The sequence below is a fragment of the Nonomuraea sp. NPDC050783 genome, from assembly GCF_040802095.1.
Lineage (GTDB): Bacteria > Actinomycetota > Actinomycetes > Streptosporangiales > Streptosporangiaceae > Nonomuraea.
Genome location: NZ_JBFAHK010000001.1, coordinates 322,028 through 344,244, shown reverse-complemented (window position 1 = coordinate 344,244; position 22,217 = coordinate 322,028). Strand labels below are relative to the sequence as shown.

23 protein-coding genes are annotated in these 22,217 nt (G+C 70.7%); 15 read left to right on the top strand and 8 right to left on the bottom strand.

All coding sequences use genetic code 11. The annotated features are described in order from the left end of the window. Window positions 1–335 precede the first annotated feature (335 nt). Together AB0H75_RS01635 and AB0H75_RS01630 are read left to right on the top strand one after the other, a co-directional pair. On the top strand, window positions 336–1,049 hold the full coding sequence (locus tag AB0H75_RS01635) for a 2-C-methyl-D-erythritol 4-phosphate cytidylyltransferase (protein WP_367788202.1): 714 nt from the start codon (window positions 336–338) through the stop codon (window positions 1,047–1,049). Window positions 1,050–1,156: 107 nt separating this feature from the next. Next, window positions 1,157–2,893, top strand: a complete 1,737-nt coding sequence (locus AB0H75_RS01630) for a CDP-glycerol glycerophosphotransferase family protein (protein WP_367788200.1) — start codon at window positions 1,157–1,159, stop codon at window positions 2,891–2,893. Here AB0H75_RS01630 and AB0H75_RS01625 read toward each other — a convergent pair. Beyond that, on the bottom strand, window positions 2,888–3,907 hold the full coding sequence (locus AB0H75_RS01625; protein ID WP_367790460.1) for a glycosyltransferase family 2 protein: 1,020 nt from the start codon (window positions 3,905–3,907) through the stop codon (window positions 2,888–2,890). The two genes, AB0H75_RS01630 and AB0H75_RS01625, sit on opposite strands and share 6 nt — an antisense overlap. Window positions 3,908–3,987: 80 nt before the next feature. On the opposite strand from AB0H75_RS01625, the gene AB0H75_RS01620 reads away from it, so the two are divergent. The 5 genes from AB0H75_RS01620 to AB0H75_RS01600 all read left to right on the top strand — a co-directional run bounded on the left by AB0H75_RS01620 (window position 3,988) and on the right by AB0H75_RS01600 (window position 8,534). Continuing rightward, window positions 3,988–5,436 carry an LCP family protein gene (locus AB0H75_RS01620; protein ID WP_367788198.1) on the top strand — a complete coding sequence of 483 codons (1,449 nt, stop codon included), beginning with the start codon at window positions 3,988–3,990 and terminating at the stop codon, window positions 5,434–5,436. Between the two features lie 35 nt (window positions 5,437–5,471). Further along, window positions 5,472–5,819 (top strand): STAS domain-containing protein, encoded by a 348-nt coding sequence (locus tag AB0H75_RS01615; RefSeq protein WP_367788196.1) that lies wholly within the window; start codon window positions 5,472–5,474, stop codon window positions 5,817–5,819. Between the two features lie 146 nt (window positions 5,820–5,965). Then, the gene (locus AB0H75_RS01610) at window positions 5,966–6,811 is read left to right on the top strand and encodes a GNAT family N-acetyltransferase (RefSeq protein ID WP_367788194.1); all 846 of its coding nucleotides are present in this window, start codon (window positions 5,966–5,968) and stop codon (window positions 6,809–6,811) included. Then, the gene (locus tag AB0H75_RS01605) at window positions 6,808–7,668 is read left to right on the top strand and encodes an LLM class flavin-dependent oxidoreductase (protein ID WP_367788192.1); all 861 of its coding nucleotides are present in this window, start codon (window positions 6,808–6,810) and stop codon (window positions 7,666–7,668) included. Before AB0H75_RS01610 ends, AB0H75_RS01605 begins: the two co-directional genes overlap by 4 nt. Before the next feature lie 107 nt (window positions 7,669–7,775). Beyond that, the gene (locus tag AB0H75_RS01600; protein WP_367788190.1) at window positions 7,776–8,534 is read left to right on the top strand and encodes a DUF4097 family beta strand repeat-containing protein; all 759 of its coding nucleotides are present in this window, start codon (window positions 7,776–7,778) and stop codon (window positions 8,532–8,534) included. Window positions 8,535–8,543: 9 nt separating this feature from the next. Here the strand turns inward: AB0H75_RS01600 and AB0H75_RS01595 are convergent, their stop codons facing one another. Both AB0H75_RS01595 and AB0H75_RS01590 read right to left on the bottom strand, forming a co-directional pair. Continuing rightward, window positions 8,544–9,359: a hypothetical protein gene (locus AB0H75_RS01595; protein WP_367788189.1), complete on the bottom strand. Its 816-nt coding sequence runs from the start codon at window positions 9,357–9,359 to the stop codon at window positions 8,544–8,546. Between the two features lie 144 nt (window positions 9,360–9,503). Continuing rightward, window positions 9,504–10,211 (bottom strand): MBL fold metallo-hydrolase, encoded by a 708-nt coding sequence (locus tag AB0H75_RS01590; protein ID WP_367788187.1) that lies wholly within the window; start codon window positions 10,209–10,211, stop codon window positions 9,504–9,506. An 854-nt stretch (window positions 10,212–11,065) separates the two neighbouring features. Here AB0H75_RS01590 and AB0H75_RS01585 point away from each other — a divergent pair. The 3 genes from AB0H75_RS01585 to AB0H75_RS01575 are packed head-to-tail and all read left to right on the top strand — an operon-like array spanning window position 11,066 to window position 13,139. Next, window positions 11,066–11,305 (top strand): hypothetical protein, encoded by a 240-nt coding sequence (locus AB0H75_RS01585; RefSeq protein ID WP_367788185.1) that lies wholly within the window; start codon window positions 11,066–11,068, stop codon window positions 11,303–11,305. Next, entirely contained in the window at window positions 11,302–12,180 is an 879-nt protein-coding gene (locus AB0H75_RS01580; RefSeq protein ID WP_367788183.1) for an ABC transporter ATP-binding protein, read from the top strand. The genes AB0H75_RS01585 and AB0H75_RS01580 overlap by 4 nt, the downstream gene beginning before the upstream one ends. Continuing rightward, complete coding sequence (locus AB0H75_RS01575) at window positions 12,177–13,139, top strand: hypothetical protein (RefSeq protein WP_367788181.1); 963 nt, start codon at window positions 12,177–12,179, stop codon at window positions 13,137–13,139. Before AB0H75_RS01580 ends, AB0H75_RS01575 begins: the two co-directional genes overlap by 4 nt. A 19-nt stretch (window positions 13,140–13,158) precedes the next feature. On the opposite strand, the gene AB0H75_RS01570 is transcribed toward AB0H75_RS01575, so the two are convergent. After that, complete coding sequence (locus AB0H75_RS01570) at window positions 13,159–14,238, bottom strand: hypothetical protein (RefSeq protein ID WP_367788179.1); 1,080 nt, start codon at window positions 14,236–14,238, stop codon at window positions 13,159–13,161. 266 nt (window positions 14,239–14,504) lie between these two features. Here AB0H75_RS01570 and AB0H75_RS01565 point away from each other — a divergent pair, with 266 nt between their 5' ends. Together AB0H75_RS01565 and AB0H75_RS01560 are read left to right on the top strand one after the other, a co-directional pair. Next, complete coding sequence (locus AB0H75_RS01565) at window positions 14,505–14,813, top strand: hypothetical protein (protein ID WP_367788177.1); 309 nt, start codon at window positions 14,505–14,507, stop codon at window positions 14,811–14,813. Between the two features lie 50 nt (window positions 14,814–14,863). Next, the gene (locus tag AB0H75_RS01560) at window positions 14,864–15,229 is read left to right on the top strand and encodes a hypothetical protein (RefSeq protein WP_367788175.1); all 366 of its coding nucleotides are present in this window, start codon (window positions 14,864–14,866) and stop codon (window positions 15,227–15,229) included. 170 nt (window positions 15,230–15,399) lie between these two features. Here AB0H75_RS01560 and AB0H75_RS01555 read toward each other — a convergent pair whose 3' ends face one another. Both AB0H75_RS01555 and AB0H75_RS01550 read right to left on the bottom strand, forming a co-directional pair. Further along, a complete protein-coding gene (locus AB0H75_RS01555; protein ID WP_367788173.1) occupies window positions 15,400–15,627 on the bottom strand; it encodes a hypothetical protein in 228 nt (75 codons plus the stop codon). Between the two features lie 167 nt (window positions 15,628–15,794). Continuing rightward, complete coding sequence (locus AB0H75_RS01550) at window positions 15,795–16,496, bottom strand: NAD(P)-dependent oxidoreductase (RefSeq protein ID WP_367788171.1); 702 nt, start codon at window positions 16,494–16,496, stop codon at window positions 15,795–15,797. 110 nt (window positions 16,497–16,606) lie between these two features. Between AB0H75_RS01550 and AB0H75_RS01545 the strand changes: the two genes are divergently transcribed. Further along, window positions 16,607–17,344: a TetR/AcrR family transcriptional regulator gene (locus AB0H75_RS01545; RefSeq protein WP_367788169.1), complete on the top strand. Its 738-nt coding sequence runs from the start codon at window positions 16,607–16,609 to the stop codon at window positions 17,342–17,344. Window positions 17,345–17,642: 298 nt separating this feature from the next. Then, window positions 17,643–18,428 carry a hypothetical protein gene (locus AB0H75_RS01540; RefSeq protein ID WP_367788167.1) on the top strand — a complete coding sequence of 262 codons (786 nt, stop codon included), beginning with the start codon at window positions 17,643–17,645 and terminating at the stop codon, window positions 18,426–18,428. 391 nt (window positions 18,429–18,819) lie between these two features. On the opposite strand, the gene AB0H75_RS01535 is transcribed toward AB0H75_RS01540, so the two are convergent. Together AB0H75_RS01535 and AB0H75_RS01530 are read right to left on the bottom strand one after the other, a co-directional pair. Continuing rightward, on the bottom strand, window positions 18,820–19,443 hold the full coding sequence (locus tag AB0H75_RS01535; protein ID WP_367788165.1) for a DUF4240 domain-containing protein: 624 nt from the start codon (window positions 19,441–19,443) through the stop codon (window positions 18,820–18,822). Window positions 19,444–19,583: 140 nt separating this feature from the next. After that, a complete protein-coding gene (locus AB0H75_RS01530; protein WP_367788163.1) occupies window positions 19,584–20,747 on the bottom strand; it encodes an acyl-CoA dehydrogenase family protein in 1,164 nt (387 codons plus the stop codon). A 125-nt stretch (window positions 20,748–20,872) separates the two neighbouring features. Here AB0H75_RS01530 and AB0H75_RS01525 point away from each other — a divergent pair, with 125 nt between their 5' ends. Further along, a complete protein-coding gene (locus AB0H75_RS01525; RefSeq protein ID WP_367788161.1) occupies window positions 20,873–22,186 on the top strand; it encodes a UDP-glucose/GDP-mannose dehydrogenase family protein in 1,314 nt (437 codons plus the stop codon). Window positions 22,187–22,217 lie beyond the last annotated feature (31 nt).

Genomic DNA, 22,217 nt, shown 5'->3' with positions numbered 1-22,217 from the left:
CGCGCCACGCGGATGCCGGACGTCACTCCACCCCACCCGGCAGAAACAAGGCGCGTTCCGACTCGTGCGGCTCAGAGCAGCTGACCAAACGGGCAAAGCGTAACTTCGCCCTGATCAAGCGACAAGATCCAATTCAGCTACCAAACCGGTACGGAATGTCGCTTACCGAACAGTCGCCTCAATCCGCGCCAAGGTCGCTAGTTCAGCCTTATAAGCGGACATTTCTCCAGTCCGTTGCATCACGTCGGTGCACGCTCGGCCCGGAAGCCCCATAGGCCGGCTCCTCGCACCGAGCTCGGCCGGAGCTGCCCTACGCTCGCGGTATGGGTTCACGGGTGGTTGGTGTGCTTCTGGCGGGTGGGGTGGGGCAGCGGGTCGGGCTGGCGTTGCCCAAGCAGTTGGCCGAGGTGGCGGGGAGGACGATTCTGGAGCACTCGCTGGCGGTCTTCGAGGGGGCGCCGGAGGTCGACGAGATCGTGGTGCTGATGACGCCGGGTCACACCGACCGGGTACGCGAGATCGTGGAGCGGGGCGGCCACCGCAAGGTCGGCAGGATCGTGGAGGGGGGCGCGAGCCGTACCGAGAGCACGTGGCGGGCCCTGCAGGCGCTGGGCGAGGAGGAGTGCGACGTGTTGCTGCACGACGCCGTACGGCCGCTCCTGGAGCCGCGGATCATCACCGAGTGCGTCAAGGCCCTGCGCGTCCACCAGGCCGTCAACGTGGCCATCCCGAGCTCCGACACGGTCTTCGTGGCGGCCCCCGGGCCGGACGGCGAGGTCGTCGGCGAGGTGCTGGACCGCGCGCGGCTGCGGCGCAGCCAGACGCCGCAGTGCTTCAAGCTGTCGGTGATCAGGGAGGCGTACGAGCGGGCGCTGGCCGATCCGGAGTTCGCCGGCCGCCCGGCCACCGACGACGTCGGGGTGGTGCTGCGTTACCTGCCGGAGGTGCCGGTCCACCTGGTGGAGGGCAGCGAGCGCAACATCAAGGTCACCCATCCGGCCGATCTGCGGATCGCCGAGCTGCTGTTCGAGCTGGCCGCGGAGAGCTAGCCGCGGAGAGCTGGCCGCGGAGAGCCAGCCCGAGCAAAAGGGTGATCAGGGGACGAAGGGTGTCACGTGGATGCCTCTTGACCTGACGCTTGTTACCGTGCGATCACATGAGGAGACTCGTCGTGATCGCGGTGCTGCTGGGCTGCTGCCTCGTGCTGCTGGGGTCGGCGCTGTGGCCGGCGCCGCTGGTGTTCGGCGTGGCGGCAGTGGCCTCGTACGCCGCCGAGTACGCCGCCCCCCGCCTGGCCAGGCGCGCGGTCGAGGTGCTCGCCCGGGTGCACCTCGGGGCCACGATGCGCTTCGCGGCCCGCGAGACGGCGGCGCTGCTGCTGGTGGCGCGGACCGGCGGGACGGATTCGGGATGGTTCGTGGCGCTGGCGGCGGGGATGTTCGGCATCCACGGGATGCGGGCCGCGCACAGCGGCCTCGCCCTGCGGCTCAGGCAGACGCTCGCGCACCTGCCGGTCACCACCCGCAACCTCGACGTGTCGGCGCTGCGCCTGCCGAAGCCGGCGCCGGGCTGGCTGCGCGACCCGCGCGGGACGCGCTTCCTCTACCTGGACGCGCTGCCGGTGCTGGGCGCCGTGTGGGGCGCGGCGGTGGCCTGCCGGGGCGCGGCCGTGGCGCTCGCGCTGGGCGCGGCCGGGACGCTGGCGCTCCTGCCGTACGTGCGGCGCGTCCGCCCGCTCGCCGACCACGCCCGCGTCCTGGAGGTCGTCGGCGAGCGGGTGGCGGCCTACCGCCCCGAGGTCATCCTGTACTTCTCCGGCGCGACGGCCGCCGCCTACCAGGCCCGGATGTGGCTGCCGGTGCTGGAGCGCATCGACCGGCGGGCCATCGTGGTGCTGCGCGAGCGCGGCATGGCCCGGCACCTGGAGCCGTCGTCGTTGCCGATGGTGTGCATCCCGTCGGCGGCCGACCTGATGAGCTTCCGCGCCCTGTTCAGCGCCAAGCTCTGCCTGTACGTCTCCAACGTCGGCCGCAACGTCCACATGCTGCGCATCCCGACGCTGCGCAGCGCCTTCCTCAACCACGGCGACAGCGACAAGGAAGCCTCGTTCAACCCGTTCTCCCGGGTCTACGACGAGGTGTGGGTGGCCGGGCCGGCCGGCAGGGAGCGCTACCGGCGCGCCAAGGTCGGCGTCCGGGACGAGAACATCCACGAGGTCGGCCGCCCCCAGTTGCAGGGCATCTCCACCGAGGGGCCCGGCCTGCCGTACCGGACCGTGCTGTACGCCCCCACCTGGGAGGGCTGGAACGACGACCTGTTCCACACGTCGCTGATGACGATGGGCCCGCGCATCGTGCGGGCCCTGCTCGACCACGACCCGCCGCTGCGGGTGATCTACAAGCCGCACCCGCTGACCGGGCACCGCGACCGGGCCGCCCTGCGGGCGCACCGCAGGATCGTCGCCATGATCGAGGCGGTCGAGCTGGCCAGGTCGAAGGCGCGGCACCCGTCGCGGCCGCAGGAGGCGGGGACGCCCGTCCGGCACCTCGTCGTCACCGGCCCGGAGCCGCACCTGTACGCCTGCTTCAACCAGTGCGACCTGCTGATCAGCGACATCTCCAGCGTGGTCACCGACTTCCTGGCCAGCGAGAAGCCGTACGCGGTGACGAACGTCGCGGGCCTGCCCCCGCACGCCTTCCACGAGCGTTACCCGAGCACCGAGGCGGGCGTGCTGCTGGACGAGAGCCTGGCCGGCCTCGCGGAGCTCCTGGACGGGGAGGACACCCTGGCCGGGGCGCGGATCAAGCTGAGGAGCCACCTGCTCGGGCCGGAGTACCCGGACGCGATGACCCGCTTCAACGCGGCCGTCGAGCGGGTCATCGCCGGGTCATGATCTGGGCGGGCGGGCGAGTTTGCGCGGGCTGGTGAGGAAGCCCCAGCCCCAGGAGCAGTGCATGGTGGCGTACACCAGGGGCAGCCGCAGCCGGGCGGGGAGGGGCAGGTGGCTGCCGGTCAGCGCCGAGCCGGCGACGATCGCGACGGCGTACCCGCCGGGGACGATCAGCCCCCACGGGAGGAACGGCGAGACCACCAGCCCCAGGATCATGGCCAGCACCGCGGCGGGCGGGGCGAGGTAGCGCAGGTTGATCGTGCCCTCGTGGGTGCGCGAGACCACCCGCCGCCAGCGGCCGTAGTGGAAGTACTGCTTGGCGAGGGCCTTGACGTTGGGCCGCGGCCGGTAGGAGACCCGCATGCGCGGCTGGAACCACACCAGGCCGCCGCTCTGGCGGATGCGGTGGTTCATCTCCCAGTCCTGGGCGCGCTGGAAGTGCTCGTCGTAGCCGCCCACCCGGTCGAGCGCCGAACGGCGGAAGACGCCGAGGTAGACGGTGTCGGCGGGGCCCGCCGTGCCGCCCACGTGGAAGGCGGCGGCGCCCACGCCGATCTTGGAGGTCATGGCGCAGGCCACGGCCTGCTCGAAGGGGCTGACGCCCTCCGCCGCCATGACCCCGCCGACGTTGTCGGCGCCGGTCTCGGCGAGGGTCTCGACCGCGATGCGCAGGTAGTCGGGGGGCAGCATGGCGTGCCCGTCGACCCTGGCGACGATGCCGTTGCGGGAGGCGGCGATCGCGGCGTTGAGCGCGTTGGGGGTGCGGCCGGTCGGGTTGGGCACCACGGTGACCCGGCGGTCGGACGCGGCGATGGCGTCGGCGACCTCCTGGGTGCGGTCGTGGGAGGGGCCCACCGCGAGCACGACCTCGATCTCACCGGGGTAGTGCTGCGCGAGGACCATGTCCACGGCCTCACGGAGGTGCCGCTCCTCGTTGAGGACCGGCATGATGACGGAGATGGGGGGCCAGGCGCGCGTCTCCGCGGGCGCGTGCGGCGAGTCGGGGAACTGCTTCATGGCGGGGCTCACGCTACTGTACCGGCGAGGGAGTCGGGCAATCGAAGGCCCGATCCTCACGGTGACATGAGGGAGACGTGATGCGCGACCCGGGCGTGGAGGAGGACGCCGGAGTGCTCGTGGGCGGGGACGCCTACGGAGGCGTCAGGCTTCCGCCCAGCCGGGCGCGCAGGCCGTTCAGACGCAGCGCCAGGGCGCGCCGGCGCAACGTGCTGCTGGCCGGGTTCCTGTCCACGTGCGTGCTGGTCACCACGGGCGTGGTGTGGGCGACCCCGCGCCAGATCGGCACCGTGGACGCCGGCGTGACCGCCCCGGCGGCGCGCGGCGGCGCCGAGAACATCCTGCTCGTGGGCGTGGACAAACGCGACGACCTCAGCCGCCAGCAGCAGAACCGCCTCAAGCTGGGCCGCGAGGTGGGCCAGCGCACCGACACCATGATGGTCATCCACCTGTCGGAGGACCACCGCAAGGTCACCGTGGTGAGCCTGCCGCGCGACACCTGGACGGCGATCCCCGGCAAGGGCGACCACAAGATCAACTCTGCTTACCAGTACGGCGGCCCGCGGCTGGCCAAGCAGACCGTCGAGGCGGCCACCGGGCTGCAGATCAACCGCTACATCGAGGTCAACATCCTCGGCTTCATCGACGTGGTCGACTCCCTCGGCGGCGTCACCGTCTGCACGCCCGTACCGATCAACGACCAGAAGATCGCGCTCAACCTGCCCGCCGGCACCCACCAGCTCGACGGCGTGCAGGCCCTCATGTACGCCCGCACCCGCGCCACCGCCCGCTCCGACCTCGACCGCATCGACCGCCAGCAGCAGGTCATCTCGGCCCTGCTCAACCGGGCGCTGAGCGCCGAGACGCTGAGCAACCCGGCCAAGCTGGCCTCCTTCGTCAACTCCACCCTGAGCACGGTCAAGGTGGACCCGGACGACGGGCTGGTGGACCTCGCCACGCAGATGCGCGACGTCTCGCTGCAGGACGTGCAGTTCGTGGACGTGCCGCTGGCCAACGTCGACTTCCGCGCCCCCACGGGCGAGTCGGCGGTGCTGTGGGACAAGCAGGCGGCCAAGGACCTGTTCTCGAGGATCGACGCCGACCAGGATCTCACCAAGCCCACGCCCACGGCCGCCGCCACGCCCTCGGCCAAGTCCTCCGCCCCCGCGCCGGGCGACATCACGCTCACGGTCAAGAACGGCACGCTCATCACCGGTCTCGGCGCGCGGACGAAGAGCGGGCTCGTCGCGTACGGCTTCAAGGTCCCGGACGAGCCGGGCAACACCGCGAAGAAGGACTACAAGAAGACCGTCGTCCGTTATCCGAAGGGGCAGGAGGCCGCGGCGCGCGTGGTGGCCGCCGCCGTCCCCGGCTCCGAGCTGAAGGAGGCGGACGTGAAGGGCGTCGAAGTGATCATCGGCAGCGACCAGCCGAAAATCGCGAAGCAGAAGTCGCCCTCCGTTCCGTCTGCCGAACCTCGTGTTACACCCACCACCAAAACGGCAATGCAGAACATATGTAAGAAATAGGCATATCTTTCTCCATGTCGGGCAGGTGAGAGCGCATGGTGGTCAGGTATTGGCGGGAGGACCCCTGCACTGTTCTGCACATCGTCGGCGACCTCGACGTGGCCGCCGCTCCCCGGCTGAGAGCCGAGCTGGAGCAGGCCATCGCCGAAGCCGATCCCCCTAACCTCGTGCTGGACCTCACGGAGGTGCCGTTCTGCGACTCCGTCGGGCTGGGCGTGCTGGTCGCCACGCTCAACCAGATCCAGCACATGCGCGGGCGCCTGATCCTGGTGCTCGCGTCCGGAATGATCAAGCATCTGCTGACGATCACTAATCTCGACCGGCATTTCGAGATCAGCGAGTCGATCGACGATGCCCGATCGGCGCTCGGCGCCGCAGCGTGAGCTCGGCACCGGGACATTAAGCTCAGCACCGTGACATAAGTACGCCGAGGCGGCATAAAACGTTTGCGGCGCGCGCTGCACGAACATGGCATGTTCGTGCGGGCGCGCCTCACCGGCTCGGCCAGGCGAGGAGCCCCTACGGAGGTGTGGAGGCTTTCACGGTGTTCGAGCAGTTCCCCGAACCCGGACGGTCACAGCTCGCCGCCGCCCGTGACGAGGGCAGGACGCGGCCCGAGTGGTGCTTCGCCGCGGGCCAGGCCCGCCTGGCGTACTGGGCGCCCTTCCCCGGCGCCCCGCCGGCGATCATCTGGCAGTTCGACCCCGGCCCCGACCCCGTGGCCGCCGCCCGCCTGCTGCGCCGCAGCCTGCGCGCGATGGGACTGAGCAAGATCATCTGCGACATCGCCCTCCAGCCCGGCCTCACGCCGGACCCGGACCGCGCGGTCGAGCACGAGGCGCTGACGCTGGCCGGGTTCGTCATGGCGGTCGAGCGGCTGGCGCTCGAATGGACGGCCGGCACCGACCTGCCGCCCGACCCGGGGCGGCTGACGTACCGGCCGGCCCGCCGGCTGCCCGCCGCCGAGGTGATCGACCTGCTCGTGCGCATCTCCGTGGGCTCGCTCGACTACGACACCCGCCTGGAGGTCGCCCGCTCGGGCGCGGCCGCCGAGGCCCGCTGGATGTACGACGACCTGACCGGCCGCAGGGGCAAGCCCAACTGGTTCGTCATCGGCTACCTGGACGACATCCCCGTGGGCCTGGTCGCCCCCGACGACTACTCCATCGCCTACATCGGCGTCGTCCCCGAGCACCGGGGCCGCCGCTACGTGGACGACCTGCTGGCCCGGGGCACCCGCACGCTCGCCGAAGCCGGTCTGCCGCGCATCGCCGCCGCCACGGACGTGGACAACTTCCCCTCCGCCAACGCCTTCCTGCGTGCTGGATACTCGGTGGTCGGCCGGGTGTTCCGCTACTACTGGAGGAAGCCGTGAGACTTGGCGTGATGTTCGACCGTGGCCTGCCGCCCGAGCGGCTCGTCCCGTTCGCGAAGGCGCTGGACGATCTGGGCGGGCCGTCCGGCGTGGACGACCTGTGGGTGGTCGAGGACCTCGGCTGGGCCGGCGGCGTCTCCTCGGCCGCCACCGCGCTCGCCGTCACCACCCGCCTGCGCGTCGGCATCGGCATCGCCCCCGCGCCCCTGCGCAACCCGATGCTGCTGGCCATGGAGCTGGGCAACCTGGCCCGCCTGCACCCCGGGCGGCTGGCGGCCGGGATCGGGCACGGCGTGCGGGAGTGGATGGAGCAGGCCGGCGCCGCGCCCGCCTCGCCGCTGGCGCTGCTGGAGGAGACGATCACGTCCGTACGGGCCCTGCTGCGGGGCGAGACGGTCACCCTGGACGGCCGGGCCGTCCGGCTGGACGGGGTGTCGCTCGTGCACCCGCCCGCCGCCGCCCCGCCGGTGCTGGCCGGGGTGAAGGGCCCGAGGTCGCTGGCGCTGTCGGGACGGGTGGCGCAGGGCACGATCCTGCCCGAGGGGGTCGGGCCCGCCCAGCTCGCCGAGATGCGCGGGCTGATCGGGGCCGAGGGCGAGCACGAGGTGGTGATGTTCACCTTCCTCGGCGTGAACCTCGGCGCGGGCGCCGTCGAGGTCGATCGCGAGCTGATCGCGGGACAGGCGGCGTTCCTGGGGGTGGCGCCGGAGGACGTGGTGATGGCCACCGGGACGGCCGAGGAGGCCGCCGCCGAGGTCAAGGCGCTGGCGGCGGCGGGAGCCGACACCGTGGTGCTGCGGCCGCTGGACCTCGCGGACCCGCTCTCCCACGTCAAGGCCCTCCTGTCGGCCTTGTGACCCCTCCGCTCAGCCGGTGGGCGGGGCGGGCGGATGGGCCGAACGGCCGATGGAGGTCGGTCGGATGGCCGATGGGCGGCCCGCCGCCCTCGGCCACGATCGTCCCCATGACCACGACGACGCGAAGCACAGCAAGAGCCGCATTATCGGCAGGCGCGGTGGCGGTGGCGCTGGCCCTGGCCACGGCCGGTTGCGGCGGCCTGGACCTGGACGCCAAGGAGATCCACGCCACCCGGTCGTTCCCCGCGGCGGGCGCCGACCTGAAGATCGTCTCCTCGCTGGGCGGCGTCCGCGTCCTGCCCGGCACGGCGGGCGCCGTCCAGGTCGAGCGCTGGGTCCGCGGCAAGGCCGCCGACGAGGGCAACGCCACCTGGTCCCTGAACGACGGCGTCCTGCGGCTCGGCGCGGACTGCGGCGTGGTCTTCGGCGACTGCGGCGCCCGCTACCACGTCAAGGTGCCGCCCGGCGTCCACGTGTCGGTCGAGGCCCCGGACGGCGTGATCCTCAAGGACCTCGCGCAGGACGTGGACGCCGTCTCGCGGGAGCGCATCGAGGTCTCCGGCGCCTCGGGCCGGCTCCGCCTGCGCAGCGACGGCCCGATCACCGGCACCGGCCTGAGGTCGGCGGCCGTCCGCTGCCGCACCCAGGACGGCTCGATCGACCTCGCCTTCGCCACCGCCCCGGCCGACCTGGACCTCCAGTCCACCGACGGCCGGGTGACGGCGACCGTGCCGAAGGGCGCGTACCGGGTGACGGCCCGCAGCCAGGACGGCTCCGTCACCTCGGCCGTCAAGGACGACCCCAGGGCCGCCGCCACGATCGTCGCCCGCAGCGGCACGGGCGACGTCCGCGTACGGGCCCGCTGACGGCCGGGGTCACTCCCAGACGGCGGCGTACTTGCCGTCCTCGGCGTTCACCTGCACCGGATACAGCCCCTTGGCCTGGAGCTGGCCGAACCGGGCCTGGTAGCCGGCCGCGCTCATGTCGATGTAGTGGGCCCAGGACTTGAGCCCGTCCTTGCGCCACACCGCCGCGTACGTCCCGTCCGGCGCCACGGCGACCTTGACCGGCCGGAAGCCCTTCTTCTGCCTGGCGTAGAACTCCGCCTCGTGCTGCTCGCGGCCCTTGCCGTAGGTGTAGTGCCAGGCCCCGCCGGGGTTCGTGCTCCACACGGCCACGTAGCGGACGTCGTCCGGCGTGCCGTAGGCGTCCACGGAGGTCAGCGCCAGGCCCATTCCGGCTGCGTAGGTGTTGGCCGCGGCGAACTGGCCGCCCGTCAGCCCGTGCCGGGCGTAGATCTTCCCGGTCTTCTTCTCGAAGACGGCCGTGAACACCGCCGACCCGGCCGGGCCGGTCGCGGAGACGGACACCGGCTGCGCGCCCTCCTTCAGGGCCGCTTCAAAGCGCTTCTGGTAGCCGGCGGTCGACATGCCCTGCCAGATCCCCCACTGCGCCGATCCGCCCTTGACCCAGACGGCGGCGTACCGCTCCCCGTCCGAAACGTTTACCGTGATCGGCCGGTAGCCCTGGGCCTTGAGCCGGCGTACCTTCTCGGCACTCTGGGCGGCGCTCACGTTGTGATAGGCCACGAAGGCGGGCGCCGCCTGTGCGCTCGCCGCCGCCGGAGCCGCCGCCACCGCGGTCGCGGCGAGCGCGGACGTGACGACAGCGATCTTTCTCGTGGTCCGCATGACCCTCCCCTGCAGGATTCTTGACGTGTCCGGAGAACGGGAACGACCTTAACAGCCGTTCCTGGCCGTTCACTGGCATTCGCCCGTCAGCCGGCCCGCCCGGAGGGGAGCGGCCCGCCTGCTCATGTCTCGCTCATGTCTCGCTCATGTCTCGACGGTCTGGAAATCCTCCGGGACGACGCAGTCCTCGATGTGCCCCGCCTCCACCCCCGCCCCGAGATGCGTCAGGATGAACGGCACCCGCGGGTACCGCTCGCGCAGCGCCTCGACGTGCTCGACGTCCATGTGCCCGGCCGCGGGGTGGTGCGGCCCGTTGCATTCGAGGATGAGCGTGTCGCTGGCCGCGGCGAGGGCGTCCAGGCCGGCGCCCGGCCGGGTGTCGCCCGAGTACCCGACCGTCGTGCCGCCGTCCCGCTCGAACACGTACCCGTAGCAGTCGAGATGCGCGACGTGATCGACCTCCACCGCCCGGAACCGCAGCGGGCCCGCCACCTGCCATTCGCCGTCCACCTCGACGTAACGCAGGTCGAGCTTGCGATGGGCCTCCTCGTGAATGCCCAGGACCCCGGCCACGTCCATCATCTTCTCCAGGAAATCCCCCACCCGCGGCGGGCCCACCACGTGCACCGGCTCGGGGCCGTGCCGGTGCAGCAGTTCGAGCAGCAGGAAAGGCCAGCCGAAGGTGTGGTCGGCGTGGAAGTGCGAGATGGCGACGACGTCGATGCCGGCCGCGTCGATCCCGCACCGCCGCAGGTGCGGCACCACGGTGGGCGACGGCTCCACCAGGACGTGGTCATCCAGGACGAACCCGTTCCAGTATCGTTCGGCGGCACTGAAATTGCCGGTCCCCAAGAAAGTTACCTTGGTCAATAGCGACCCCCGTGGCTCGTTCGAAGAATCTCACACCCTAGGAACGGCAGACAGGTCCGGTTCGGCTTTTCTCATTTTTTTCCGGCGTGCGACGAGTTCGGTATCGAAGCCGTCCTCCCGCTCCTGGAAAGGCGTACGGCCCAGGTGAGTGACCGGTTCCGGCGTGCCGGCCGGTTCCCGGGGGCGAGGGTGATGAAGGCGAAGCCTCGCGTTCTCGACGACCTCGCGCGCGGGCCGCCCATTTCTCCACGAGCCCGAGGCTCACCGCGCTTGAACCGCTGATCGGTGTGCCGGAAAACCTCTTTCGCGCCGCCGTTCCGCGCGGCCGCCAGTAATGCGAGCCGCGTTCCGCTCGGCTTCTTCTGCTCCCGCGCGCCGGACGGCCTCCGCGCGGGCGGGTGCCGCCCCCTCCCGGCGGCACGGACGCCTGGAGCCTCCTCGGCTGAAACGAAGCGCCCCTGCCCGTACCGGCGGTTTCCGGAGTTCGTTCTCGCTGAATCCGCCGACGCGCTCCGAGATCTTGTCGAAGCTGCGTAACTTCCCATGCGGATGCCTCAACAGATCTTTGACGGCTGTCCCCGTCATGGACCGAAGGCGCATCTCCTCTTCGTGCCGGCGCTTCTCCCTGCGTGCCGCCGCGACCTCCGTGAGCGCGGACCTCCGCCCACAAGCCACGTCCGGGTGCCGTGATCGAGATCATCGAACCCGGCAGGCGGATCCCGCGTAACGGGCCGCTCCTCAGGGAGTGCGACCCCGTCCTGTGACGGCCCGAGGTTGACAAGGGACGGCCGAATCCAACACTCTTTCGCTACTCCATTAGTGAAAGGGTGTTTTGGTTGATCGAGTTCATCCTGGACCGGGGCTCGGGGGTATCGACGTACCTGCGGCTCGTTCACCAGGTCGAGCAGGCGCTCCGGCTCGGCACGCTACGCCCCGGCGACCAGGTGCCGACCGCCCGCGAGGGACTGGTCGAGGCATGGGTACGCGAGGCCCGCGCGGCCGGGCTCGACCAGGAGGACCTGCGGGCGCTGTTCGCCGCGGTGCCGGCCGACACCGCGAAGGAGGGCGTGGCGTGAACGGCGGTCGATCGGAGGCGACCGGGCCGAGGGGGGTCGCGCTGGAGGCGACCGGGCTGGCGGTCCGCCACCGCCGTACGTGGGCGCTGCGCGACTGCTCGCTGTCGGTCCCGGCCGGACGGGTGGCGGCGCTCGTCGGGCCCAACGGCGCGGGCAAGACCACGCTCATGCACGCGCTCGTCGGCCTGCTGCGGCCCGCGCGGGGCAGCGTCCGCGTGGCCGGCACGGCGGCCTTCGTGGCCCAGGACAAGCCGCTGTACGACGGCTTCACCGTCGCCGAGATGCTCACCTTCGGCCGCCGCACCAACACCCGCTGGGACGGCGCCGCCGCGACCGGCCGCCTCGCCGAGCTGGGCATCCCGCTGGAGCGGAAGGTGGGCGGGCTGTCGGGCGGGCAGCGGGCCCAGGTCGCGATCACGCTGGCCCTGGCAGGCCGGCCCGACCTGCTCGTGCTGGACGAGCCGCTGGCCAACCTCGACCCGCTCGCCCGTCACGACGTGATGCGCTCGATCATGGCGGAGATGGCCGGGCGGGAGCTGACCGTGCTGCTGTCCTCGCACGTCGTCTCCGACCTGGTGGAGACCTGCGACTGGCTGGTCGTGCTGAACGGGGGCCGGTTGCAGGTCAGCGGCGACATCGAGGAGCTGCTGGACGGGCACCTCGTGCTCACCGGCCCGGACGAGGCACAGGCGGCGGGCATCCGGGCGGTCAGTGTACGGCGTACCGGCAGGCAGGTCAGCATGCTGGCCCGCGGCCCGCGCCCGCCCGATCCGCGCTGGCAGGCGCGCCGTCCCGGCCTGGAGGAGCTGGTCATGGGCTACCTGCGCAGCCCCGAGTCGGCCGCGCTGCCGAACCTGACGGGAGTGGGCGCGTGATCTGGGTGACCTGGCGCCAGCACCGGGCGCAGATCCTGGTGACGGCGGGCTTCCTGGCGCTGCTGGGGGCACTGCTGCTGGTCTCGGCGGTCGAGGCCGGCCGGTACGTCGCCCAGCACGCCCCGCCCGGCTGCCCCGGGCCCGCGGCGGCCTGCGGGGACCTGGCGGTGGCGCTCGGCCGGCGCTACGACGCGGTCTACTCGGTGTTCGGCTGGATGCCGCTGGTGGCCCCGGCGCTGATCGGGGCGTTCTGGGGCGCGCCGCTGCTCGGCCGCGAGTACGAACGCGGCACCCATCGCCTGGCCTGGACCCAGTCCGTGCCGGTGCGGCGGTGGCTGGCGGTCAAGCTGTCGGTGCTGGGCGCCGCGGTGGTGGCCGGGGGGCTGGCGCTGTCGCTCATGGTGAGCCTGTGGCGGCCGGTGTTCCGGGAGGGGGTGGACTCCACGTTCGGCAACATCGGGGTGTTCAACATGGTCGGCGTGGAGCCGGCGGTGTGGTGGCTGTACGCGTTCATGCTGGGCACCCTGGCCGGCGCGCTGTTCCGGCGGACGTTGCCCGCGATGGCGCTGGTGGTGGCCGGGGTGGCGGTGACGATGCTCGCGTTGTTCCAGCTCAGCGACCACTACGCCGAGCCGGCGCGCGCCGAGTTGTCCGGCACCGTCCTGCTGGACGACCCCGACGCCCGCCTGGTGAGCGCCGCGTGGCTGGAGCCGTCCGGCCAGGAGGTCGCCGAACCGGCCGGCAGCGGCTGCCCGCGCCAGGTGGACGCGGGCCGGAGCGGCAGGAACACCGAGGCGTGGCAGACCTGCCTGTTCGGCAAGGGCTACCGGTACGTGGTGTACCACCACCCCGCGTCCCGGTTCTGGCGCTTCCAGTGGACCGAGGCCGGGATCCTGGTGCTCGCGTCGGCGGCCCTCGGCGCCCTGACCGTCCGCCGCACCCTCCGCCGGCCCGGCTGACCGGCCGGCCCCGCGTCCCTCATTGGACGGTCCAGCTCTCCTTGCGCGGCGGGTAGGCGAAGGTCTGGGTGCCGGCCCAGCCCTCCCCGACGACCCGGTAGTCGTGCGAGGCTTCGCTCGCGGTGTGGTCGCGGCCGATGTCCACCACGTCGGCGGTCGACCAGACACCGTTGACCTCGTGCTCCACGGTGTAGCGGAACTCGTTGAAACCGGAGGGGGACACGTTGGTGTTGACGATGGTGAGCGAGCCGCGTCCCGCCGTCAGGCTCGCCGGGAGCGTGACCACCTGGTCTCTCCACTTGTAGACGCCGTCCTCCAGCAGCGGCCGCCACTCCGCCGCCGGGGTGCCGTTGACGCTGATGGTGGCGCGTTGCAGGCCGACGCCCACGTCCAGCCGGCGGATCAGCCGTACGCCCGTATTGGCCGGATCGACGGACACGGTGAACCGGCTCCACCCACCACGAGGGAACGCGCGGCCGTCGTCACTGACGATGTGCGCCGAGTCCACCAGATGGCTCGGCACCTCCGCCGGCGCCCCGCGCCGCGGCGTCACCGTCTGAGCGACGAGAACGCTCAGGACCACCGCGACCGCCGCCACGGCCACGACCACGGCCACGACCACGGCCACGGCGAGCAGGACGACCCGGCGGCGGCGCCGGCCGGCGGCACGGCCCATCCCGTTCCGGCCCGCTGCGGCCATGACCTCAGTGGCGACGGCGGGGAGCGTGCCGCAGGAGGACCCGACACCGCGATCCTCCTCGGGCCCGGTGGACAGCTGATGGACGCGCACCCGCTCCCATGCCCGCTCCCACGCCGGGAGCTGGTGCTCGGGAACGCGGCATCCCCTCAGGAACGCCACCATGACCGCCTTCTTGGGAAAGCGCCGGCCGGCCAGCATGTCGGCGCAGGTGGTGCGCGGCAACCGCGTCCCGCCCGCCCTGTCGGCCCGCGTCTGCAGCTCCCGGAGCGACACGTCGGCCCGCACGAACTGCTCGTTCAGCAACTTCACCAGGTCCTGGTGACAGGTCACCGACTCCAGGCCGGGCTCCGCCGCCTCCCCGGCGCCTGAAGGCCGCCCGTTTCCGGGAACCTCGCTCATCGTTTCCGACCTGCCCTCCTGTCCGGGCTGTTCCGCCTCTCCGGGAGTGTGACAGAAAGCGTAAGAGCAGTTGCCCAGAGTGGTCGAATTCGGTGCCGCGGCGTCCCGAACCGGCCTAGTCCGGCCGAGTGTGTCCGCGCCCCTGTTGGACACCCCGCCCCGGCGGTTTCGCTGTCGTTCACCGGCGGTGACCGGGCGAGCACGCCCACCCGCACCGCGAGAAGCCGTCGGCCGCTCCGGCCGACCCCGAACCAGGAGAGACCACCATGCACGTACGTCCACGTCTGCGCCGCGTACTCGCCGGCACGCTCACCGCCGCCGTCACGGCCGCCGGCGCCCTGCTGCTGCTCGGCCTGCCGGCGCACGCCGACCCCGACTGGCCCTTCCCCGACGACTGCGACAAGAAGAACTACAGCACGTACATGAGCTGGGGCTGGCGGCAGGGCCGGATCGACTTCACGTACGACCACACGGACAACAACATCCACAACTACTACCGCAGCACCTGGCGCGACACCGGCGAGAAGGTCGGCAACGGCTGGGCCAGCTGCATCAACGATCACCAGGGCCGCTGACCGCCCGGCGCCCGCCGAGCCATCCCGCCGAAACACCCGAGGAACCACACATGCAGCACACATTCCACCGCGGATCCGGCCGCAAGGCAGCCCTGGTCGCCCTCCTCGTCGCCCTCCTCGCCCCCCTCCTCGGACTCCCACCGTCCGGGCCGGCGGCCGTGGAGGCCGACACCGCGAGATCCGACGGCCCTTGCCGCGTGGTCGACTTCGACATCAACGGCGTGCCCAAGGGTGCCCGCTCGATCTGCCCGCCCGGGACGTGGAGACACTGGCACCAGGTGCACATCCGATGCCTGTTCATCGTCGAACCCGAGGAGCACGGGCCCGTGGTCGGCGGCACCAGCGTCTCGGAGGCGACCTGCGGACGAGGCCACCACCGCATCCGCTCCTGGAACACCCAGGGCCCCGACGAGTAACCCTGCCGACCCCGCGCAACAGCAGCCGGCCACGGTGACGACGAAGCAACCCCGTCGGGCCGTCCGGCACCCCGCGGGCTGCCGCTTCCCGTCAAGCGTGACGTGGAAGCGGCAGCCCGCGGCATCTGAACGAGAACCGCTCCCCCGTCACCTTCCGCCGGCGTGACCGCCTATCGCCGTCGAGGGAACTTGCTCAAGGCGTCGTCGATGATCCCGTGCAGCGCTGCGGCACAGGCGGACACCCTGCCGTTCGGCGGGTAGTGGACGCTGGCGACAGGTGGCTGATCGCAGTAGTCCTTGCCGTGCTGGCTGCAACACCGCTCGGTGGCCGCGACGCTCCTCGGATCGTGGAACGCCGGGTCGAACGGCATCACGATCCGGATCTCCATGGGCTCCATGCGCGAAGCGTAGAAGCAGCCGTTCTCCCCGTCGAGATCTCCGTCCTGACCCGCCCCGCGGCCCAGGCGCGAGCCTTGAGAACGCGGTCCGGCGCTCCGCGCGCCCACTGGGTGGACCGGGGTTCGGCGGCTGTGCTTCCTCCGGCCACCGCCCGCGCCCCGGGCGGTCAGTAGCCGATGGTGAAGCGCCGCTGGACGAAGCGCGGCAGCTCCGCCTCGTCGAGGAGGGCGACGGCGGCGTCCTCGAAGGAGATGCGGCTGCGTCCGTCCGCGTCCAGGACCGCCTGGTCGCCCCCGATCCGGAAGCGGCCGGTGCGCTCGCCGGGAGCGATCTCCTCGGCCGGGCTGAAGTAGGTCCAGAGCCGATTGGACGTGCGCAGGACGTTCAGGGCGTCCCGGTGCCCGCGTACGGCGGCGGCGTATTCCCTGGGCAGCCCCAGCTGGTCCAGGCTCTCGTACAACAGGTCGTCGGAGTCGGCCCGTACGAGGCCGGGCTCCGACTCCAGGCTGCCCGCGCCGCCGATCACGATCAACCGGGTCCTGGGATGGCTTTCCAGGGCCTTCACCAGGGCACGGGCGGCGGTGGCATAGACCGTGGGATCGGCGATCGAGCGTGCCACGGTGTCGTTGAAGTCCTTGGCGGCGTTGCCCGGCTGGTATCCGCTGATCAGCACGTCCAGGCCGGGCAGGACCGCGGTGATACTCGCGGCGTCGAGGACGTCCACGCTCTTCCACACGATGTTCGCCCGATCTTCCCTTATCCGGGTGGCGTCACGGCTGAACGCGGTGACGTGGTGCCCTCGCCGGAGGGCCTCGGTGACGACGCGGCTTCCGATGCCGCCTGTGGCCCCGATGATTCCTAGGCGCATGGATCTCTCCTTGAGTCATGGCGTGAGAGGGGGAGTTGCAACGCGAGCGACTATACGCCGTGAAGTTTCTATACGGCAACCAATAAATGTGACGCTGTAGAGTACCTGTCATGGCAGGCACAGGAGGACGCCGCGAACGGCTGCGGGCCGAGACGACAGCGGAGATCAAACAGGTCGCGCTCGAACTGATGGCCTCGGGCGGGCCTGACGCGATCACGCTGCGCGCCATCGCCCGCGAGATAGGCATGACCGCCAACGCCATCTACGGCTACTTCGCCACCCGCGACGACCTGATCACCACCCTGATCAACGAGGTGTACACCGCACTTGCCGACACTGTGGACACGGCATGGCAAAACGCCCCCGTCGATGACCCGGCCGGCCGGATCCAGGCGTGGGCGCAGGCCTTCCGCGGCTGGGCCTTGGCCAATCCCGAGGGATTCCGTCTCGTCTACGGCGACCCCGTGCCCGGCTACCAAGCTCCCGCGGGTGGCCCTGCCCCGGACGCCGCGCACCGGGTCTGCACGGGCATCGCCGCCCTCGCCGACGCCGCCTGGCCATACGCGGAGCGACGCCTGCCCGCGCACAGCGACTTCCAGTGGTCCGACTTCGACGACGGCCTGCTCGCCAAGGTCCGCCCGGCCTTCCCCGACCTGCCACCGGCCGGCGTGGCACTCGCGCTACGCATCTGGGGCCACCTGCACGGCCTGGTGTCCCTGGAGATCTACGGGCACCTGCGCACCCAAATGATCGACGCCGACAAGCTCTTCCAGGAAGAAATCGTCCAGCTCGTCCGGTCACTGGGCATCGAACCCGAGGGGCGGCGGCCGTCACCGGCGTCGGGCTGACCGTTGAGGCGACGTCGCTGTATCAACTGCTGTACGCCATCTCTGTGGACACAGCATTCCGCTCCTTTGGGCCAGAACGATTTCCTCCCATGAGACCCTCGATTCCCTTCCCACCTCTGAACGCGCTGAGCCGTGGCCCGGCGATTTCGGAGCACCTCCTTGGTGTCTGCCGAGCTGGTTGATCGCCTGCCACAAATCGGTGATCGAAAAGAGACCACGAGACGAAATGATCAGAGGTGCCACCCCGATGCGGGAGGATCGAGAGAGGACAGCTCGGATGAGGCGAAGGGCCACAACGATGACCGTCGGGTTGATCGCCTCCGTGGCGCTCACCGGACTCGGCAGCGCCGCGCATGCTGAGACGAGCCTGACCGGTCCGGCCGATGCGCTCCGAAGTCAACTGGTGGAGCACCGTGGTGTGGCCATGGCAGAGGTCACTACGTGGCGGGAAGCCGGGGACAGAGCGAGTTACCGGAAGAAGATCCGCGCCGAGTTCGGCAAGGGCACGGTGACGGCCACCGACATCAGAGACGTCCCTTCCCCTGACGTCCCAGAGCCCGCCCCTCGGTTCCTCACGTTCAAGGGGCGGACGTACTGCCAGGGCTGGATCTGCCCCGCCCCCGAGGGAAAGACCTGGGTCCTGCTCTCCGAGAAAGAGAAGACTCGTCCCTTCCTGCAGTCCGGCGGAATCGACCTCGCCGATCCAGACACCCTGAAGGCGGTATTGGCCACGACCGAGGCCAAGCGTCCCGGAGCCACCTACGACGGCACCCGTACCACCATCTATTCGGGGACGCTCACCTTCGGCGAGCTCTACAAGGTGTCTCCCGCGTTCCGCGACCAACACGGCGGGAAACAGCCGACCGGGAAATATGCCAAGACCGAACTCTCGTGGCGGCTCTGGCTCGGAAGAGACCAACTGGTACGCAGGATCCGGACATCCTGGCCCGGACAGCTTGGCAAGCGCTCGATTTCCAACCTCGTCGACGCCCGCCTGACCGGCTGGGGCGCCAAGACCGACATCGCAGTGCCCTCCGACAATGAGACGGCCGGACGGGACGATTGGAGAGATTCCCCGGCCTGAACTTCGCCGCCAAGCGATGAGTGTTCCACATGGTCAAACGGTAGGTGGTAAGCGATGGAGCATGCCGCTGTACGTCGGCGGCGCTGTACACCACTGCTGTACAGCGCCGCCACCACCGCATATGAGCCCAGCCGGCTCATCCGATGGCAAGAGGACCCGTACCGCAGAGCCGTCGGACCCGAGAAAGGGAGCCCGCGGCAGCCTGACTTCCGCTTTTCAGACGGAGCAATCACCTGCTCGGCTAACCGGGGCCATGGTCAGACGCGCGTGGACGGTGGCCCGGATGTGTCCGGGATGTGAGGACGTTGCTGTCACTGCTGCTGTCACCTCGGCCTTGCCACCGATCGCCCCAGCCGTACAACGGGCACCGAAGTCCGCGATCGTCATGGCCTCATCGATCCCGGAAGCGGGCTATCCGCGGGAGTCTGCGAGCCAGTTCCCGTTCATCGCCGAAGTTCCACTGCTCTCCACGGGGAATGCTGCCCAGCGCCGGGATCAGGGGAAAATCGCCTGAGACGCCCCGAGCAGCCACGGCTTCGCCGAGGGCGGCCGAATCCTTCCCGGTCACCCGTTCATAAGCCTCGTACGTCACGTAAGCCAACGACTCGAACTGGGGATGCTCCTCCCACGTCTCCTCCGGATACCGCGGCCCACGCTTGATGAAGTTGACGTACAGAGCCACCGGGTCCAGCAGACGAAGCACTTGCGGCTGCTCGATCAGCCGATCTGGGCACTCGGCGACGGCCTCGAACGTCTCGCGTCCCAGACTGATGAGCCAGCTCACGAAGTACTCGAAGCCATCCAATGAGCCCGAACCGAACACGCACCAGTACGCCGCGTAGAGATCGATGGTGCAGCCGCGGTTGGCAGTCGTCGTCCACCAGACGTCATAGTCGATGATCTCTTCGGCCGGTCGGCGAGAAAGCTCGTCCACCAACCACGCGACACGCGTGCTCCTCGTGTCGGTCTCGCGTCCGGAACGCTCGATCAGGTCCCAGAACTCATCGACATCCATGCCGCGTGATGCTCGCACCCCTGGGCCGCCGTGTAAAGATCACGGAACAGGGACGGAACAGACGAAGGCCGGCAGTCGGTCAGCGCCTCGGCGGACCCGGCCCATCCCGCGGGAAGCGCCGGGTTTCCGCACGTCAACGTCTACTTGAGGAGCTGGCGGGCCATGACCATGCGCTGGATCTGGTTGGTGCCCTCGTAGATCTGGGTGATCTTGGCGTCGCGCATCATGCGTTCCACCGGGAAGTCCTTCGTGTAGCCGTAGCCGCCCAGCAGTTGCACCGCGTCCGTCGTGATCTCCATCGCGGCGTCGGAGGCGGCGCACTTGGCGGCGCTGCTCAGGAACGTCAGGTCCTTCTGGGGCTCGCCGTTCATCGCGCGCTCCGACTTGGCCGCCGCGTGGTACGTGAGCTGCCGCGCCGCCTCCAGCTTCATCGCCATGTCCGCGAGCATGAACTGCACGCCCTGGAAGTCGGCCACCGCCCGGCCGAACTGCTTGCGTTCCTTCACGTAGCCGACCGCGTAGTCCAGGGCACCCTGCGCGATGCCCAGGGCCTGGGCGGCGATGGTGATGCGGGTGTGGTCCAGGGTGGCCAGGGCGGTCTTGAAGCCGGTGCCGGGGGCGCCGATCATGCGGTCGGCCGGGATGCGGACGTTGTCCAGGATCACTTGGCGGGTCGGGGAGCCCTTGATGCCGAGCTTCTTCTCCTTCGGGCCGAAGGAGACGCCTTCGTCGGACTTCTCCACGACGAAGGCGGAGATGCCGCGGGCGCCCGCGTCCGGGTCGGTCACGGCCATCACCGTGTAGTACTCGGAGACGCCGGCGTTGGTGATCCACATCTTGGTGCCGTTGAGGACGTAGGAGTCGCCGTCGGCGACCGCCCGCGTCTTCATGGACGCCGCGTCCGAGCCGGCCTCGGGCTCCGACAGCGCGTACGAGAACATGGCCTCCCCTCGCGCCACCGGCGTCAGGTAGCGCGCCTTGAGCTCCTCCGAGGCCGACAGGAGCAGCGGGACGGTGCCGAGCTTGTTGACGGCGGGGATCAGCGAGGACGACGCGCAGGCCCGCGCCACCTCCTCGATGACGATCACCGTCGCCAGGGCGTCGGCCCCGGCGCCCCCGTACTGCTCGGGCACGTGGACGGCGTGCAGGTCGGCCGCCACCAGCGCCTTGTAGACGTCCCAGGAGAACTCCTCGGTCTCGTCGGCCTCCGCGGCATGCGGGGCGATCTTCTCGTCGGCCAGGGCGCGGACCGTCTCGCGAAGCATGTCGTGCTCTTCGGCCGGCGCGTAGAGAGGGAAGCTCATGCACTAAATACTAGGATGTCCGAGCATCTTGTTACCAGCGGGTACGGTTTGCGTCCAGGAGCAGGTGGCACGTAGGAGATAGCGAGGGCCGATAGCATTCCTGCGCGATCGAAAGGAGCCCTCTCGTGCCATATCGCCTCTCGGTGATCGGGACCGGATACCTGGGGATCACGCATGCGGCCTGCATGGCGGACCTCGGCTACGACGTCCTCGGCCTCGACATCGACGCCGACAAGGTCCGGCGGCTGAACGAGGGCGAGCTCCCCATCCACGAGCCCGGGCTCGAACCCGTGCTCCGCCGCGGCCTCGAATCCGGCCGCCTGCGCTTCACCACCTCCTACGAGGACGTCGCCGCCTTCGCCGACGTGCACTTCATCTGCGTCGGCACGCCGCAGAAGCGCGGCGAGTACGCCGCCGACGTCTCCTTCATCGACGCCGCCGTCGAGTCCCTCGCCCCGCTCCTCGATCGCGAATGCCTGGTCGTCGGCAAGTCCACCGTCCCCGTCGGCACCGCCGAGCGCCTGGCCGACAAGCTCGTCCGGCTGGCCCCGGCCGGGGTGCAGGCCGAGCTGGCCTGGAACCCGGAGTTCCTGCGCGAGGGGTACGCGGTCAAGGACACGCTGCACCCCGACCGGATCGTGTTCGGCGTGCGCAGCGAGCGGGCCGAGAAGGTGCTGCGCGAGGTGTACGAGCCGCTGGGCGAGGTGCCGATCGTGGCGACCGACTTCGCCACCGCCGAGCTGGTCAAGACCGCCGCCAACGCCTTCCTGGCCACCAAGATCTCCTTCATCAACGCCATGGCGGAGGTGTGCGAGGCGGCCCACGCCGACGTGCAGAAGCTGTCGCAGGCGCTGTCGTACGACGACCGCATCGGCGGCCGCTACCTCAACGCCGGGCTCGGCTTCGGCGGCGGCTGCCTGCCCAAGGACATCCGGGCGTTCATGGCCCGCGCCGGGGAGCTGGGGGCCGACCAGGCGCTGACGTTCCTGCGCGAGGTGGACGCCATCAACATGCGCCGCCGGGCCCGCATGGTGGACCTGGCCAGGGAGCTGGCGGGCGGCTCCTTCCACGGGTGCGTGGTGGGCGTGCTGGGGGCGGCGTTCAAACCGGACTCCGACGACATCCGCGACTCCCCCGCGCTGGACGTGGCCGTGACGATCGGCCACCAGGGCGGGCGGGTCACCGTGTACGACCCCATCGCGCTCGGCAACGCGCGCAAGGCGCATCCCGAGCTGAACTACGGCGAGTCGGCCGTCGAGGCGGTCCGCGGGGCGCACGTGGTGCTGCTGCTGACCGAGTGGCAGGAGTTCGTGGAGCTCGACCCGGAGCAGCTGGGCGCGGTCGTCGCGGCGCGGCGCATCGTGGACGGGCGCAACGCGCTGGACTCCGAGACCTGGCGGTCGGCCGGCTGGCACTACCGCGCCCTCGGCCGCCCGTAACCAGCCCCGGTAGCCGCGCCGGTCCCGGTAG

What these genes read in the sequence shown, in the direction of transcription:
- AB0H75_RS01630 (WP_367788200.1), top strand. Translation starts at nt 1,157, where the DNA reads ATGAGGAGACTCGTCGTGATCGCGGTGCTGCTGGGCTGCTGCCTCGTG.
- AB0H75_RS01625 (WP_367790460.1), bottom strand. Translation starts at nt 3,907, where the DNA reads ATGAAGCAGTTCCCCGACTCGCCGCACGCGCCCGCGGAGACGCGCGCC.
- AB0H75_RS01620 (WP_367788198.1), top strand. Translation starts at nt 3,988, where the DNA reads ATGCGCGACCCGGGCGTGGAGGAGGACGCCGGAGTGCTCGTGGGCGGG.
- AB0H75_RS01615 (WP_367788196.1), top strand. Translation starts at nt 5,472, where the DNA reads ATGGTGGTCAGGTATTGGCGGGAGGACCCCTGCACTGTTCTGCACATC.
- AB0H75_RS01600 (WP_367788190.1), top strand. Translation starts at nt 7,776, where the DNA reads ATGACCACGACGACGCGAAGCACAGCAAGAGCCGCATTATCGGCAGGC.
- AB0H75_RS01595 (WP_367788189.1), bottom strand. Translation starts at nt 9,359, where the DNA reads ATGCGGACCACGAGAAAGATCGCTGTCGTCACGTCCGCGCTCGCCGCG.
- AB0H75_RS01570 (WP_367788179.1), bottom strand. Translation starts at nt 14,238, where the DNA reads ATGAGCGAGGTTCCCGGAAACGGGCGGCCTTCAGGCGCCGGGGAGGCG.
- AB0H75_RS01565 (WP_367788177.1), top strand. Translation starts at nt 14,505, where the DNA reads ATGCACGTACGTCCACGTCTGCGCCGCGTACTCGCCGGCACGCTCACC.
- AB0H75_RS01560 (WP_367788175.1), top strand. Translation starts at nt 14,864, where the DNA reads ATGCAGCACACATTCCACCGCGGATCCGGCCGCAAGGCAGCCCTGGTC.
- AB0H75_RS01555 (WP_367788173.1), bottom strand. Translation starts at nt 15,627, where the DNA reads ATGGAGCCCATGGAGATCCGGATCGTGATGCCGTTCGACCCGGCGTTC.
- AB0H75_RS01550 (WP_367788171.1), bottom strand. Translation starts at nt 16,496, where the DNA reads ATGCGCCTAGGAATCATCGGGGCCACAGGCGGCATCGGAAGCCGCGTC.
- AB0H75_RS01545 (WP_367788169.1), top strand. Translation starts at nt 16,607, where the DNA reads ATGGCAGGCACAGGAGGACGCCGCGAACGGCTGCGGGCCGAGACGACA.
- AB0H75_RS01540 (WP_367788167.1), top strand. Translation starts at nt 17,643, where the DNA reads ATGACCGTCGGGTTGATCGCCTCCGTGGCGCTCACCGGACTCGGCAGC.
- AB0H75_RS01535 (WP_367788165.1), bottom strand. Translation starts at nt 19,443, where the DNA reads ATGGATGTCGATGAGTTCTGGGACCTGATCGAGCGTTCCGGACGCGAG.
- AB0H75_RS01530 (WP_367788163.1), bottom strand. Translation starts at nt 20,747, where the DNA reads ATGAGCTTCCCTCTCTACGCGCCGGCCGAAGAGCACGACATGCTTCGC.